The 14,830-nt window shown below is 63.4% G+C and carries 9 protein-coding genes; 3 read left to right on the top strand and 6 right to left on the bottom strand.

From position 1 onward, the window contains the following. The first annotated feature begins 91 nt into the window (after positions 1-91). Genes F9929_RS09035 through F9929_RS09025 form a run of 3 tightly spaced genes read left to right on the top strand, consistent with a single transcriptional unit; the run spans position 92 to position 5,499 of the window. Positions 92-2,155 (top strand): type I secretion protein, encoded by a 2,064-nt coding sequence (locus F9929_RS09035; RefSeq protein WP_152046241.1) that lies wholly within the window; start codon positions 92-94, stop codon positions 2,153-2,155. A gap of 21 nt (positions 2,156-2,176) precedes the next feature. Further along, positions 2,177-4,153 carry a type I secretion system permease/ATPase gene (locus F9929_RS09030; protein WP_235919154.1) on the top strand — a complete coding sequence of 659 codons (1,977 nt, stop codon included), beginning with the start codon at positions 2,177-2,179 and terminating at the stop codon, positions 4,151-4,153. Further along, positions 4,150-5,499 (top strand): HlyD family type I secretion periplasmic adaptor subunit, encoded by a 1,350-nt coding sequence (locus F9929_RS09025; RefSeq protein ID WP_152046240.1) that lies wholly within the window; start codon positions 4,150-4,152, stop codon positions 5,497-5,499. The genes F9929_RS09030 and F9929_RS09025 overlap by 4 nt, the downstream gene beginning before the upstream one ends. A 28-nt stretch (positions 5,500-5,527) precedes the next feature. Here the strand turns inward: F9929_RS09025 and F9929_RS09020 are convergent, their stop codons facing one another. From F9929_RS09020 to F9929_RS08995, 6 genes are all read right to left on the bottom strand, one after another. Continuing rightward, positions 5,528-6,703, bottom strand: a complete 1,176-nt coding sequence (locus tag F9929_RS09020) for a glycosyltransferase (RefSeq protein WP_152046524.1) — start codon at positions 6,701-6,703, stop codon at positions 5,528-5,530. Positions 6,704-7,478: 775 nt separating this feature from the next. Beyond that, entirely contained in the window at positions 7,479-8,933 is a 1,455-nt protein-coding gene (locus tag F9929_RS09015) for a hypothetical protein (RefSeq protein ID WP_152046239.1), read from the bottom strand. A 165-nt stretch (positions 8,934-9,098) separates the two neighbouring features. Then, the gene (locus F9929_RS09010; RefSeq protein WP_235919184.1) at positions 9,099-10,151 is read right to left on the bottom strand and encodes an acyltransferase family protein; all 1,053 of its coding nucleotides are present in this window, start codon (positions 10,149-10,151) and stop codon (positions 9,099-9,101) included. Between the two features lie 388 nt (positions 10,152-10,539). Further along, entirely contained in the window at positions 10,540-11,472 is a 933-nt protein-coding gene (locus tag F9929_RS09005) for a glycosyltransferase family 2 protein (protein WP_235919182.1), read from the bottom strand. A gap of 65 nt (positions 11,473-11,537) precedes the next feature. Next, entirely contained in the window at positions 11,538-13,235 is a 1,698-nt protein-coding gene (locus F9929_RS09000) for a GumC family protein (RefSeq protein ID WP_193227673.1), read from the bottom strand. A gap of 567 nt (positions 13,236-13,802) precedes the next feature. Continuing rightward, positions 13,803-14,810: a glycosyltransferase gene (locus tag F9929_RS08995; RefSeq protein ID WP_152046235.1), complete on the bottom strand. Its 1,008-nt coding sequence runs from the start codon at positions 14,808-14,810 to the stop codon at positions 13,803-13,805. Positions 14,811-14,830: the final 20 nt, after the last annotated feature.

The raw sequence follows: 14,830 nt of genomic DNA, 5'->3' as shown, positions 1-14,830 counted from the left end.
GAGCGCTGAAAAAGGGCCCGCGCGGGGAAGTTCCCCCGCGCGGGTCCACCCGCCGGCGATAAAGCCGGCCTCCTTGGAGGGGGAGACCGTGATGGACAAGATCAGCGAGGAGATCGCTCATTTCATCGGGGCCTTCGCCCTGGCGAGCGAGGAAGCGCGCAGCCGTCACGACTATCAGGCTTTCTATGTGCGACCGGAAAAGGGCATCAAGGACGCTCCCCTCGAGGCCGCGCCGGTGGTCATCAAGGCGCCCTTCGATTTCCAGGATTTCGACCCGTCCGTGGAGCACGAGGCCCCGGCGCCCGAGATGGAGCGCGTGCATTCGGGCCCGGTTCCGAGCGTCGCCGTTCCTTCCCATTTCGTGCCCCTGACATTCTATTTCGCGAGCACCACTCCCCAGGCGGGCCTGGACGAGGGGGCGGGCGCGAGCCGCGCATCGGCCGCCGCCCATGCCTTCAAGATCGCTCCGCCGGGATCGGTGGTCGCGATCGTCGAACAGCATTCCACCATGTCCGACATGGACACGATCAGCCTCGGCGACCACGGTCTCTTCCTCGACGTCGCCATGCTGGGCGGGCGCGATCTCGCGCCGCTCCTCGACGCCGCCTTCGGGCTCGATCCCCTGTTCGCCGATCTTCTTCCCGGCGCGGACGTTCCGGGCTCAGTGGGTGCGATCGGCGAGTTCGTGGCGGATGCGCGCGCCCTGCTTCTCCACCCCGAGGCGACCGCACTCTTCGATGGCGGCGAGGCGAGCGTCTTTCGCGCGAGCGGCGATCATCTCGCGGGGACATATGTCAACGGCGTTCTGGGCGCTGAACTTCCGGACTTCAAGCTGCTGCGGCCGGACGAGAACACCGCGTCCGGAGCCGAGGAGGCGAAGGGGAACGGCCTTTTTCACGCGTCGGGTGCCCATGCGGACGGACAAGGCGGCTTTCTTCGTCAGTCGACGATCGACCTGGAAGCCGGCGACAACCGCCTCGTGAATGTCGTGGAACTCACCAACAACTGGATCGCGGGACGCGTGACGGCGGTGATGGGCGACCATGTCGAGTTGAACGCCATCGTTCAGATCAACGCCTATAGCGACCACGACTTCCTGACATCCTCGATCGGTCACGCGGCCGACGACGCTGCGACGGCGGCCTTCAACATCGCCACGTTTCTGCGCATCGATCCCGCCGCCAACCACGACCACGGCGCGGCGGCGGCCTCGGCCAAGCCTTTCCCGTCCTTCTGGGCGGTGACGGAGATCAAGGGCGACCTTCTGGTCATGAACTGGCTGGAACAGATCAACTTCATGTCGGACGGGGATGTCGCGACGCTCGCCGCCGCCGGCACGCGGCTCGGCATCGTGACCGGCGGGAACACGGCGACCAACTTCGTTTCGTTGTCCGAACTCGGCTCGTTCTACGATCTGATCGTGGTCGGGGGCAGCGTCTACGACATCAACATCGTGCGCCAGATGAACGTTCTTCTGGACGACGATCTCGTCGGTGCGGTGGGCGGCTTCGGCGCGTCGGGCGCGAGCACGGTGGCGAGCCACGGCAACCTCCTGTGGAACGAGGCGCGCATCGTGGATGTCGGCGCGCCGGACCGCTTCGGGGCCTTGAGCGAGCCGTTCCGGCAGGCCGCCGACACGCTGGCGGGAGGGGGTGGGCGGCCACCCGCCGATCTCCTGCACGATGCGGGATTTGCCGGAACGGGCGTTCTTCGCACCCTCTACATTTCCGGCGACATGATCGATCTCCAGTTCGTGCGCCAGACCAATATCCTCGGCGACGCGGACACGGTGGCGCTCGCCATGAGCCGGACCCATGCCGATGCCGGGGCCGACTGGACGATCTCCACCGGCCACAACACGCTGTTGAACGTCGCATCGATCGTGGATGTCGATGCGCTGGGCAAGACGCTCGTCGGGGGCGGCGCCTATTCCGACGAGATCCTGATCCAGGCCGATCTCGTGTCCGCCGCGCCGGATCTCAAGCTCCCCGGCGCCGACGCGCTGGTCAGCGAGGCCGTCGTGTTCCTGACGGACGACATGCTGTCGTCCTCCGCCACCGCCGCCCACGGGCTCGACGCGGTCCATGCCGGAAGCGGCGGGGGCCTACCGCTGAACAGCCTGCAGGCCGATCCGATGCACACGCTGGCCGCATGATTTTCGAGGGGATGAGAAGACATGGACGAAGGCATGCGGGCGGCAGGCGGGGCCGCGCGGGGGGAACCGTTGGGTGATCGGGCGCACAACGAGCCGGCACCGGCAAGCGCTGCACTTCAGCCCGACAACGATCGTGGCGAGCCGGCGGTGCTTGCCCCCGAGCGAGTGCCCGCCAATACGGGCGCGCGGCCGGCCGGCATGGTGACGATCGAGGCCGATCGCGGCCCGATCCTGGCACGCGCGAGCGGGAACGGGGCGAACCAGTTCCACAAGCGCGTCGGGCCGGTGGATTTCAACGCGCTCCTGAAGCGCGCCAAGGACGCCGTCTACCGCAACCTCGCGGTGGTCTTCGTCTTCACCTTCGCGGCCAACGTCCTCGTGCTCGCGATCCCCGTTTATCTCTTCCAGATTTCCGACCGCGTTCTCACCAGCCGCTCGGTGGATACGCTCGTGATGCTGACGACGGTGATCGTCGGCGCGGTGATCCTTCAGGCAGCCTTCGACGCGATCCGCCGCTTCATCCTGATGCGCACGGCCGTCGAAGTCGCCGCCCAGCTCGGCGGCCCGGTCCTGAGCGCCGCCGCCCGTGCCTCGCTTCACGGCAACGGGCGCGAATACCAGATCCTCGGCGATCTCGCACAGCTTCGCTCGTTTCTCGTGTCCCCGGTGCTTCTGTCCTTTCTCGACGCGCCGATGGCGCCCTTCTTTGTGCTCGCGACCTTTCTCGTTCATCCGCATCTGGGGATGATCGTGATCGCCTCCTCGCTGGTGCTTCTGGCCGTCACGCTGGTGAACCAGAAGCTCACCGCCCCCTCCTTCGGCGAAGCCAATCTTCATCAGGCCAAAGCCAACGTTCATCTCGACTCCATGTCGCGCAACGCGCAGATCATCAACGCGCTCGCTATGATCCCGGAGGCTGTTCGCATCTGGGGCCGCGACACCGCCGCTTCCCTGAAGGCGCAGGTCGTGGCGCAGGACCGCAACATCACCTGCGCCGCCTTTTCGCGCGCCGCGCGGATGCTGACGCAGGTGACGATGCTCGGCTGGGGCGCTTTCCTGTCGCTGCATGGCGAGTTGACGGGAGGCATGGTGATCGCCGCATCCGTGATCGCCGGCCGGGCGCTCGCGCCCATCGAGGGCGCGATCGAGGGCTGGCATCAGTTCGTTCAGACCCGCGCCGCCTATGGCCGCATCGCCACGCTCCTCCAGGGCTCGCCGCTCAACTTCGAGCGTCTGACCCTGCCGAGCCCGGAAGGCCGTCTCGACGTGGAGCGCCTTCTGTTCGTGCCCCAGGGCACCAAGCGCGTCGTTCTCAACGGCATCAGCTTCTCGCTGTCGCCCGGCGACTCGCTCGCCATCATCGGCAATTCGGGGGCGGGCAAGACGACGCTCGGCAAGATGCTGGTCGGCTCGATCCTGCCGACTTCCGGCAATGTGCGTCTCGACCTCATGGATCTTCGCAACTGGGACCAGCGGCAGTTCGGCGAAAGCATCGGCTATCTGCCGCAGGACGTGCAGCTTTTTCCGGCCAGCGTGAAGGCCAATATCGCCCGGATGCAGGAGGACGCGAGCGACGCCGACGTCTTCGCCGCCGCGCAGCTCGCCGATGTCCACGAGATGATCTCTTCGCTCGCGCAAGGCTACGAGACGTTTGTCGCCGCCGACGGCACGCCCTTGTCGGGCGGACAGAAGCAGCGCATCGCGCTCGCGCGCGCCTTTTTCGGCAATCCGAAGCTCGTGGTTCTGGACGAGCCGAACTCCAATCTGGATTCGGCCGGCGACGCCGCGCTCGCCCGCGCGCTGGAACATGCCCGGCGCCAGCGCATCACCGTGGTGACCATCACGCAGCGCCCGGCGCTTCTTCAGGTGGTGGACAAGATCCTCGTGGTCGCCAACGGCACTGTGGCCTTGTTCGGCATGCGCCAGGACGTGTTGAAGGCGCTGGCCGCCCGCGGCACCGTTCTCGATGGCGGCGGTCCCCTGGGGCAGATCCAATGACGCGCGCGGTTTCCGGACCTTTGAGCTTCCACGACATCGAATGGTATGCGGAGGTGCCGCGCTCCATCCGCAAGCAAGCCGTCGCGGGCATCGCCCTGATGATCCTGACCTTCGGCACGTTCAGCGTCTGGGCCTTCACCGCCCCGCTCGCCGCCGCGATCATCGCGCAGGGCAGTTTTGTGGCCACCGGCCAGAACAAGATCGTCCAGCATTTCGGCGGTGGCATCATCAAGGAGCTTCTCGTCAACGAGGGCGACCGCGTCGGCATGGGGCAGGCGCTCGTGCGCCTCGACGAAACGGCGGCGCTCGCCAACGAGCGCCAACTTTACCTCCGCAAGGCGCGGCTGGAAGCGGTGGTGGCGCGGCTGCGCACCGATATCGCGGGGGACGCGCCCATCGCCTTTCCGGCGGACATCGTCGACCACCTCCCCGACCCGGATGTCGTCGCGATCAAGGAAAGCCAGGAAGCGATCCTGGCGGCGACCCGCGTCAAGCTGAACGGCGAGGTCGGCCTTTTGAAGCAGAACATCGCCTCGCTCGATTTCCGCATCAAAGGCTACGAGGATCAGGCGACGTCCCTGCGTCGGCAGCTCGCGCTTCTGGCCGAGGAGTTCGAGGGCAAGAACAAGCTCTTCCGCGCCGGGCTCCTGCGCCGCACCGAGATCGCCGCGATCCAGCGCGCCATGGCCGATGCGGAAGGGCAGATCGGCCGACTGGCCGGCGAGGTCGGGGAAACGCAAGCGCAGATCGCCAAGCTCGACCAGCAGATCGTCCAGGCCCGCCAGGCCTATGGACAGGCCGCGCTGGACGAGTTGCAGCGGGCCGAAGGCGACCTCGACGGGGTGCGCGAGCAATCGGTGGAAGCGCGCAACGTTCTCGACCGCACCACGGTCCAGGCGCCGGTGTCCGGCACGGTGGTGCGCCTGCACTACCATTCGGCCGGCGGCGTGATCGAGAGCGGGCGGCCGATCATGGAGATCCTGCCGTCCGACGTGCCGCTCATCATCGAAACGCAGATCCCCCGCACCGACATCGATCTCGTGAAGGTCTCGGAAAAGGCGTCCGTTCGCCTGACTGCCTTGAACCAGCGCACGACGCCGATCCTGGAAGGCGAGGTGTTCTACGTGTCCGCCGATGCGGTGCAGGTACCGAGCGGCTTCGAGAACCGGGAAGTCTATGTGGCGCGCGTCAAGCTACCGGCCGCCGAGATCGCCCGCGTGCCGGGCTTCGTGCCGACGCCCGGCATGCCCGCCGAAATCCTGATCCAGACGGCGGAGCGCACCTTCTTCAACTACATCACGAAGCCGATCGCCGACTCCATGTCGCGCGCCTTCAACGAGCAATGAGACTTGGCGGCGCGGCTTTCTCGCGCCGTCAGGAACTCATGCCTTCCGACGCGCGGTGCTTCACGGGAAGCGAAACGAGCACGTCGTCGCTGGCAAGGCGCGGACGGAAGGGAACGACTTCGCCCTCCAGAACCGTCGGCTGTTCCCGCGCGCCGGCATTCGTGATGCAGCCATCCACGAACTCGGCGATCCGGGCGCGGAAGATGTCGGGCGCGAAACCCTGCGCATGGCGGCGCAGCGCGGCCGAGTCGATATCGGCCTCCACCGCTTCGTAGCGCTCCACCGCTGCGAGCAGGCTTTCCACCGTCTGCTCGGGAAAGCGGAAGCCGCCCCAAAGCGGAACCGTTTCCTTCGCGCCGCCGGCGTCGAAGGCGATCACGGGACGGCCGCTCGCCATGACTTCCAGGGGAACGATGCCGAAATCCTCCTCGCCGGGGAAGATCAGGGCACGGCAGCGCGCCATGTGCTCGCGCATGGAATCGAAGGGCTGGCGGCCGAGAAATTTGATCGTCGGGCCGGCGATCTGGCGCAGCCGGTCGTATTGCGGCCCTTCGCCGATGATCACGAGGTTGCGCCCGGTCTGCGTGAAGGCCCTCACCGCCAGATCGATGCGCTTGTAGGTGACGAGCTGCCCGGCGCAGAGATAGAAGTCCTTCGGCCCTTCCTGGATGGCGAAGTCGTCCACCGAAACCGGCGGCGGGATCACCACGGCGTCGCGGTTGTAGTAGCGCTTGATGCGCCGCGCGACATGGTGCGAATTGGCGATAAAGGCATCGACGCGGGCCGCGGTCGAAGCGTCCCAGGCGCGCAAGGGCGGCGCGAAAAGCGCCAGCATCATCCGCGCGGTGCGCGGCAGGTCGCGCCGGTAGACGTGGTAGTGGTCCCAGACGTAGCGCATGGGCGAATGGCAATAACAAACATGCACCGCGTCCGGCCGCGTGATGACGCCCTTGGCCGGGCCGGATTCGCTGGAAATGATCAGGTCGTAGGCGCTGAGGTCGAGATGCTCCAGCGCGAAGGGCATCAAGGGCAGCACCTTCTGGTAATGCTTGCGGATGCCCGGAATGCGCTGAAGAAAGGAGGTCGTGATGTTGCGCGTGGCCAGGAACGGCGACAGCGAATCGCGATCCAGGACGAGCGTGAAGATATCGGCGGTGGGATAAAGCCGGCAAAGCTCCTCCAGGACCTTTTCGCCGCCGCGCATCGAAACCAGCCAGTAGTGAACGATCGCGATCTTCAATTATACCTCCGTCGACCCAAGTCAGGTCGATTTACATGACATAGCGTAATTTCGTAAAGTCCACTTCTCGGATATCCTCCCGACATTCAGAGGAAATCATTAATCGACGGCAATTGAATAATACTTGCTACGCGCCCTCGAAGTCGGACGCCGTCTTGAAGTGGTATACGTAATTCCGACATTCCTAAACTTGGCTTGAACGGCGCCGATATACCTTGTCAGAGCGCTATATGCATCAAGCCGCTATATTATCTATGGCACTTTCCACACAAGATGTACGATCACGAGTTAATGATCGCAGCCCATGTCCGGTAAACTGATCTTAGGTTAGCAACTTTTTGGTCCGGTTCTCGGCAGTGTCCTCGTACGGCGGAGGTTGCTGGGCACCCGGTTCGATCCATTGGGTTCCCGCAACGCGATAAGGATAAGCTGCCTTTCAGCCGCGAGAACAAGGCGCATTATCTTCGATCAACAAGGTAAAATGATAGAGGATGGTGCGCTAAACGGTTGTTGAACTTTGATGTCGGTTCGTCATGGGCGGAGAACCGTCATTGTTAAAGCTGGAATAGCGTTTTCTTTTCAACCGGTTGTCGATTTAATTGGTGAGGTCATGAATTTCCGCGTGCGGCGATGTATTAGGCCGTCAGCCGCTGCGCCGCCTTTCCATCCCTGTTCCAGGTCGCGCATCGCCCTTGTTTCGCGAAAAGCGGTCTTTGTCCCAGTGAGGACGCGGATGCCTTCAAGGAGCCGTAAGCGACGGCGACATGGGCATCGGCACGCGCTGGACCCGCGTCGAGGCGATGTCGTCCTCGGCGTGCGCGCTGCGACCCATGGCGGCGTAACCTGCGGCAAGGCCCGCCGTGGTGCTGAAAAGCAGGCCGAGATCGACCACGGTGCCGGAAACAACGGAGGCCGAGGCCTGAGTGAGGGCGGCGAAAAGGGCTGCCAGACCGATCGAGCGCTCGATCCGCGTTCCGCCGCCGGAAAGGACCGAACGCAGGAGGCTCGCCATGAAGCAGCCGAACAACAGCGTGCCCACGATCCCCACATTGGACAGGAGAGCGGTGACGAAGCTCGATCCCCGAACGCTTCCGAGCCCGGCCCCGAAACTGTAGGTGTCGAAGAAGGACACGATCGCGGCCCGGTTCCAGGCCATGCGCTCCACGCCCGAATCCGTCGCCAGCTTGTTGGTCAGGGTCTGGTCGACGATGGTGGTCATCGTTTCCCATACGGCCGGGATGAGCATCGATCCGAGCAGAATGAGTGGCGCGATCAGGAAGCCGAAAACCAGGAAGGAAATGTGCCTGGATGTCGCCCTGCGCTTCACGATGCACGTGACGCAGAAGGCGAAAGTGCAGAAGATCGGCACGATGCTCGCCACATAGGCGGTGGTGGCCGTGCAGAGAAGGACGGTCAGGGCGAGCCCGCCGGTGATGACGCCCAGAAGGGGAAACTCGAACCGCTCGATCTTCATGATGAGGACGAAAGCGAAAAGGGAGATGGCGCAGGAGCCGTAGGAACTCGCTTCAGGAAATGCGCCGACGATCCGCTTGATGCCGCCGATTTCGGCTTCCGACATGATGGCGTAGTTCGCGTTCCGCAGGAAATCCATCAGATAGCCGGTGCCCGTCCAGAAGGTCACCATGTCGACGGCCGCAAGAAGCAGGCAGACAAGACCGGCCGTGCAGAGCGCCTTCGCCAGGAAATGGAGGCGACCGAGCGAGGCATAGGCCGAAACCACGGCAAAGCAGCCGAGGCTGCCGAGAAGATAAACCGTCTGGGTGATGTTCGCCGTGGAAGGTTGCAGCGGGACCGTGATGATCGACGTCCTGCCCGCAGCGTTGCGCGCGGCCGAATAGACCATGGTTTCGCCGACAAAGATCCTCGGCATGAAGAAGCCGGTGATGATGCTGTAGAGAACGAAGCTCGCAAACCAGAATCCGGGGCCGGGATATCGCAGATTGACGAGGGCGGCCTGGAGGATGCGCGGCTTCAGAACCGCCGCGCCCGCGATGAAGAGAAGAAGAAAATGGCTCGGTTGAATGCTCGAATTGCCGAGCGCCGTCAGGTTGAGGGCCGCCGCCGAGCCGACCGCAAGGAGGCTCATGAGGATCGCAAGGCCGAACCCGATGCCGTAGACGAAGGTGAGAAGGCCCACGATCATGATCGCGACGCCGATCGGCTCCAGGATCATGGGATCTGCCGAAGATGCGAGATGTGTCGGACGGTGGCGCGCATGATAACAGCTTCTAGCGCATCGAGGCGCAAACTGGAAAGGCTCCGCCTTCCCGGATTGCAACCACGGTGAAGGAACGGCGAAGCCGGTGAAGGCGTGGTTTCACAAGGATCGCGTTGCGTTTCATCGGGACGTGGAACTGTCCAGTCGAAGGTTCATCTCCGTTCGCGACCTTGCGCGGCGCGTGACGATCCGTCCAAGGGCCTGCCCGGGCTTTTCGACGAGGTAATAGCCCAGAACCGAAAAGGCGAGCGTCAGAGCCACGCTCGATGCGGCCACCAATCTTTCGGGCGCGATGTCGCTTGCGATCGCCATGGCAAAGCCATGGAGGAGATAGGTCGAGAAACTGATGGCGCCGAGCCAACCAAGAACAACATTGTTCAAGAGATACGACCGGCGAACGGCTGGGATAAGCGTTGCTCCGGCGAAAACCAGCGTCGCTGCGATCCAGGGGAAAACGGCTTGGCTCATCGTGATGTTGGGATGCGTGAAGTGCCCGAAGGAAACGACATTGCAGACCAGGGTCGCGAACAGAAACGCGGCGACATCGGCGCACACGCGGCCAAGGCCGACTTCTCCTTCCAGATGCCGATAGATGCGGCAACCCAGCACCGCCGCGTAGAGCATGTTCACGCGCGCCAAAGGCAGGCGATGATCGATCAGGATCGAGCCGAGCGCCAAAGCCAGCATGGCCAGGGGAAAAATGATCGCGAGCCATTTGTCGAAGCGGGACCCGAGCGAAAGAAGCGCGATCGCGAAAACGGCGTACCAGGCGACTTCCAGGCTCAGCGTCCAGGTCACGCCCCAAAGGGGAACCGCGCCCACATAGTCCTGCACGAGTAGGAGATTGGCCGCCCAATCCTTGAATGTCGACGAGCGCACGGCGTCGAAGGCTGGGACGAAGCCGCCATAGGCCAGGATCGCCAGCAGAAGGAAGGTGGCGAGGACCAGCGGATAGATGCGGAAGAACCGCCGGATGGCGAAGATTTTGGGATCGAACCGACCACGCGCGGACATGGGAATGACAAAGCCGCTGACGATAAAGAACAGGACGACGCCGAAAACGCCCGGGGAAAGCATTTCCACGGCGTATTTGCCGAGACCTCCTTCGCCTTCCGCCACATGCTGGAACACCACGGCTGACGCTGCCACGAAGCGCAGCGAGTCGAGAAACATCACGCGGTTTTTCTCGCCGGCTCCCGGCGGGCGATCATGGGACGATCCGCTCGGGGTTTGCGGGTTCAATATCGAGGAATGCGTCGAGACCGTTTCCATGAGCGCGCGCGTCCGTTATTTCCCGCATACGTCGTCGAACCAGAAATTTCGAAGACGCACCCCTCATGTTGTTGAAGGAGGCGATCGACTGAAGCGTACTTGCTTCGGACGTCAGGGAAAAGAGGGTTCATTCTTCATGATGAACAGCCAAGAGCGTCAGCCTTTCATTCGGCCTGTTCTTGCGTAAGGTCCTGCGGCTGTAAAGGCCTGCCCCGTCAGGTTGTGCAGGATATAATTCGCTATCCGCCTTTGCAGAAACGGATCGACGAAAGGTGGTCGCCCTTGCGCCTTAAGATCCCTGCTGCTTCGCCGAGGTCCCGCCGGTTCCGGACACGGTGCCGTTTGCTTTCGGGTCTTGGAACGACAGGACGCGGTCGGGCGAACTGCGACCGCGCAGGATGTCGACGATCGCGCCGATATTGCCGGAAAGACGGCCCCTGCGGTCGACAAGCGCATCGCCCTTCACGGCGCCGGCCAGATTGGCGAGGACGTTCCGGCTCACATGCGACCATGCCTTCGACGGGGACATGGTTCCCTTGCGCACGAGATACCAGGGATTGGCGATCTGCGAATAACCGAGGCGCCGGCCCGGCGAGCGGCCCGTCTTCACGCCCAGATGCACGCCCACCATGTCGGTGCAGCGCACCGACCGGCCATGGCGCGCGAGCTGGCGGGAAAGATCGAGGTCTTCCAGCCAGGCATAGAGCGGCAGGCGCTCGTCGAACGAAAGCCCGTGCGCGCGAATGAGATCCATCCGGACCACCATGTTGCAGCCATAGGCATTGTAGGTGTCGCCGATCGCGTGCGGCTGCGGTGGGACTTCGGCCAGAAAGGCTTTCGCCTCGTCGGGGGTGACGCCCGGCCCGTGAATGCCATCGAGAAGGACGTTGCCGGTCGCCACGGCGACGTCGTTCCGCGAGCGGAAAAGCGCGACGGTGCGCTCCACGAAGTCGCGTGCCGGGTAGAAGTCGTCGTCGAAGAAGATGACGAGATCGGCGGATGTCGCCGCCTTCAGAAGTTCGTTGCGCTGAGCGCAGGAGCCGCGCGGGCCCACCATCGCGCGAAGGTTCGGCAGATCGGGAAGGTCGGCGGCATCCTCCTTGTTCGGCGTGCAAACGAGAATTTCGTCGGCCGCCGGGATGAGGGTTCCGGCCATGTAGCGGACGGTCTGGCCGAGGACGGCAGGCCGCCCCGCCGATGCGATAGCGATCACGACGCGCATTGGATCAAGACGCTGCGTATGGTCGCTCCCGGTCGGTCGAGGAACGGACATGCGGGGATCGCCGATCAAGCTTTGGTCGCGAAGTTCACGACGCCCCCGAGAACGTCCGCGCCCGAACTGCGCAACTGCCTCACGGTTTCCACCGCCAGATCGACGGAAGTGCGCCTGTAGCGTGAAACGACGACGACGCCGTCCAGACTAGAGGCGATGAGGCGCGCGTCCGCCGAAGCCGAAACGGCGGGCAGGTCGATGAGCACCGCGTCGAACTTTTCCTTCAGGTCCTGAAGGCGCAGGCCCGTGCGCTTGGAACTGACGCGGGCGGCCGGGGTGGCGCCGGTTCGCGAGCCGAAGGGAACGAAGGCGAAGTTCGGCGTCAGCCAGACAACGGTCGATTCAAAGGACTCGGCCGCGTCGAGCACGTCGGAAATGCCGAAATCGGCATCGGGCGCCAGAAGCCGGCTCAAGGTCGTTTCGTCCGAAGCATCCAGAAGAAGGACGCGAATGCCGGTATCGGCCCATTGGCGCGCGAGGCCGAAGGCGGTGGTGGTGGCGCCCACATCCGGCTCCACGCCGACGATTCCGATGATCGGGCTGCGCTTGACGTGGCGAACAACGGCAAGGCTCGCACCGAGTTCTGCGACATCCCGCGACAGGCTCGAACCCGATTGTTGGGACTCTTCCGAAAACAACGCGACCGGTGTCTTGCGTCCGCTCAAGCGCGACTTGGAGGACGAGAGCTTGGCGACAAACGGCAGGCCGGCCTCGGCCCCGAGGCGGCCGGCCTGAGTGATGCGGCGGTCGGTCGCGTGCCGTCCGAAAGCCAGCATCAGGCCGGCCAGAAGGCCGACAAGAACGGTGAAGGCCATCACGAGCCCGCGCCGCGGATGAGACTTCGAAAGAGGCAGGCCGGCCTTGGAGATCACGGTCGCGTCGGATACCGGATAGCTGATCTGCTGCCGGGCCTCCGTGAAGCGCGTCAGCGTGGTCTCGTAGAGCGTCTTGCGCGCTTCCGCCGCACTCTGCAGTTCCGTCAGCTTGAACTGATCGCGCGGATCTCCCGTCGCGCGGAACTGCGACAACGCGTTCGCGGCATCGACGAGTTCGCGCTGCTGATCGGTCACGAAGCGTCCCAGCCATTCGCTGTAGGTGCGCGCGCCGGAGGACTTCATGGAAATGTTCTTGGCAATGTATTCGTCGGCCAGCGCATTGGCGATCTGCATCGCCTGATAAGGATCGGAAGACGACGCGGTGATCTCGATCACGGCGGACTGACCGATCTGGCGCAGGGTGACGTGACCGCGAAGGGCGGTCACGAGCGCGTTGACGTGAATCTCTTCGTCGGTCTGGAAGGGATTGGCGGCAGGTTCAGCGCTCGAGCCCGCGGGAGGGGGGGCGACCTGCTCGCGTAGCCTTGAAATCAGCGAGGGCGCTTCCTCCTGAAATTCGGGCTTCGAGCCGAGATCAAGCTTCTTGACGACGGAAGCCAGCGTATCGAAGGAATTGGCGATCTCGAGTTGGCCTTCGATGAAGCTCGCCTGAACTTCGAGAGCCTGGACATCCGTTCCCGAGGTCTGCCGGTTCAGAAGAAGAAGCGTCGATGTTGAATAGCTCGGCGTCGCCGTGGCGACGTAAAGGAAACCGAGCGCGCCGGCGACGAGCGTCGTCGCCACGATCGTCATCCAGCGCATCCGCAGGAAGTGCAGGATGGCCTGCATCGACACCGGCGAGCTTTCCACCGCGCTCCCGGAAGGCGCGGAGGACATCGCCGGGGATCGGTAGACCATTTGATTTGTCATATCGAGCCCTGAGACGCTTCGTTTGTTCTGATTTTTCGGCGCCGGGCCAGTCTTGCGAATGCGCCACGTCCGACGCAACCTGCCTTAAGCGTAAAGAAATTGCAAGTAAACGGTGGTGTGCTCCAAGCCGTCACGAACATCGTTTCACCCGGATTGTCGTGTGTTGGTTTACGAGGGTCGAGGTCCGTAGAATATTTCAAATTGTTTCCAACGAAACCGGGTAAGTATGTTTGCGGTTTCCGATAGAACATCGGCAGCCTCGGGTGTCGTGACATAGGCGGAAGGTGGGAGTTTTTTGGGCGGATGACTAATTCCGGTCACGGTCGCGATTGTTGTCCGTGCGACCGCTCCACGAAAAACCTCATCTGAACGGTTCGAGGTGGCAAGGCGCGCGCCCTCAACTGTCTTCGGAAGGAGCTAATCCCTCGACGCGTCGAGATCTTCAACAAAGGAAGCCTCTGTCGGCGATCCGAATATGATGACGGCAAGGGTTGTTTGGCCCCGGTCACCATCGAAACGGCGCTCGCGCTTCCCTCAGTTTCGGCCATCGGCGGCGAAATCGGTCTCGTGCATGACGCGGCGCGGGGCGGGCTCGCGCAGGAGCTTTCTGATCTTGTAGAAGGGATAACCAGCGGCCGAAACGGCGAAATTCGAGAAGGACAAGGATTGGCCGGCCTTCTGCAACTCGTCCCGCAGAAGTTTGACGCCCTGATGTTGTTTGCGCGACCACATGATCAAGCACATCCGCGCCATTCTTCGTTGGAAGCGATGCTGGAACACCATCTGCTCGCGCGCGTCATAGATCCGGGAGCCGAATTCGCGCCAAAGGTTCACCGGCACGAGATGAAGGCGAATGCTGCCGAGTTTCACCTCCTTACCGGTGACGCTTTCGGCGTGGTAGCGTGTGTAGACTAACGGTTCGGGAATGTAGCCGACCTTGCCGCGAAGGGCGCTGCGCGCGACCACGAAGGGGTCCGGCGCCCAGACCGTGCCGCAGAACTGCTCGCGCGGGAATTCCGGCCGCATGCGCACGAAGAAATGGTGGAACGGAAGCCAGCCGACCGTGCCTTCCAGATATCGACGCACGACCGTTCGTCCATCATGGACCTTTGCCGTACGGGGCATCCAGGACTGGCGTACCCTGTCGTCGAAGACGTCGTCGCTGAGAACGACCTCGATCTCCTCGTTCGTCTCGGCAAGCTCCACCATGCGCTCGATCGCGTCGGGCCGCATGAGGTCGTCGGCGCAGTTCAGTTTGACGTAGCGCGTTTCCTCCGGGACGAAGGAAAAGGCGCGGTTCCAGTTTTCCTGCAGCGGCAGAACGGCCTCGTTCCGGTGGAATTCGACCTTCACGCGACCATGAAGGAAGCGCTCGATGATGGCGGCCGATCCGTCCACGCTGGCATTGTCCAGAACGACATGGACGATGTTCGGATAGGTCTGGTTCTGGACGCTGGCCATGGTCTTTTCGAGAAAGGCCTCGCCATTGTAGACAGGCGTGACGATGGCGACCAGCGGAGGGTTTCCGTGAGAAGCTGTCATGGCCGGATGCCTTCTCTTCT

It is taken from the genome of Aureimonas psammosilenae (assembly GCF_009176975.1).
GTDB lineage: Bacteria > Pseudomonadota > Alphaproteobacteria > Rhizobiales > Rhizobiaceae > Plantimonas > Plantimonas psammosilenae.
Note: the sequence above shows the minus strand (reverse complement) of the source record. Positions and strands in the feature narration are given on the sequence as shown.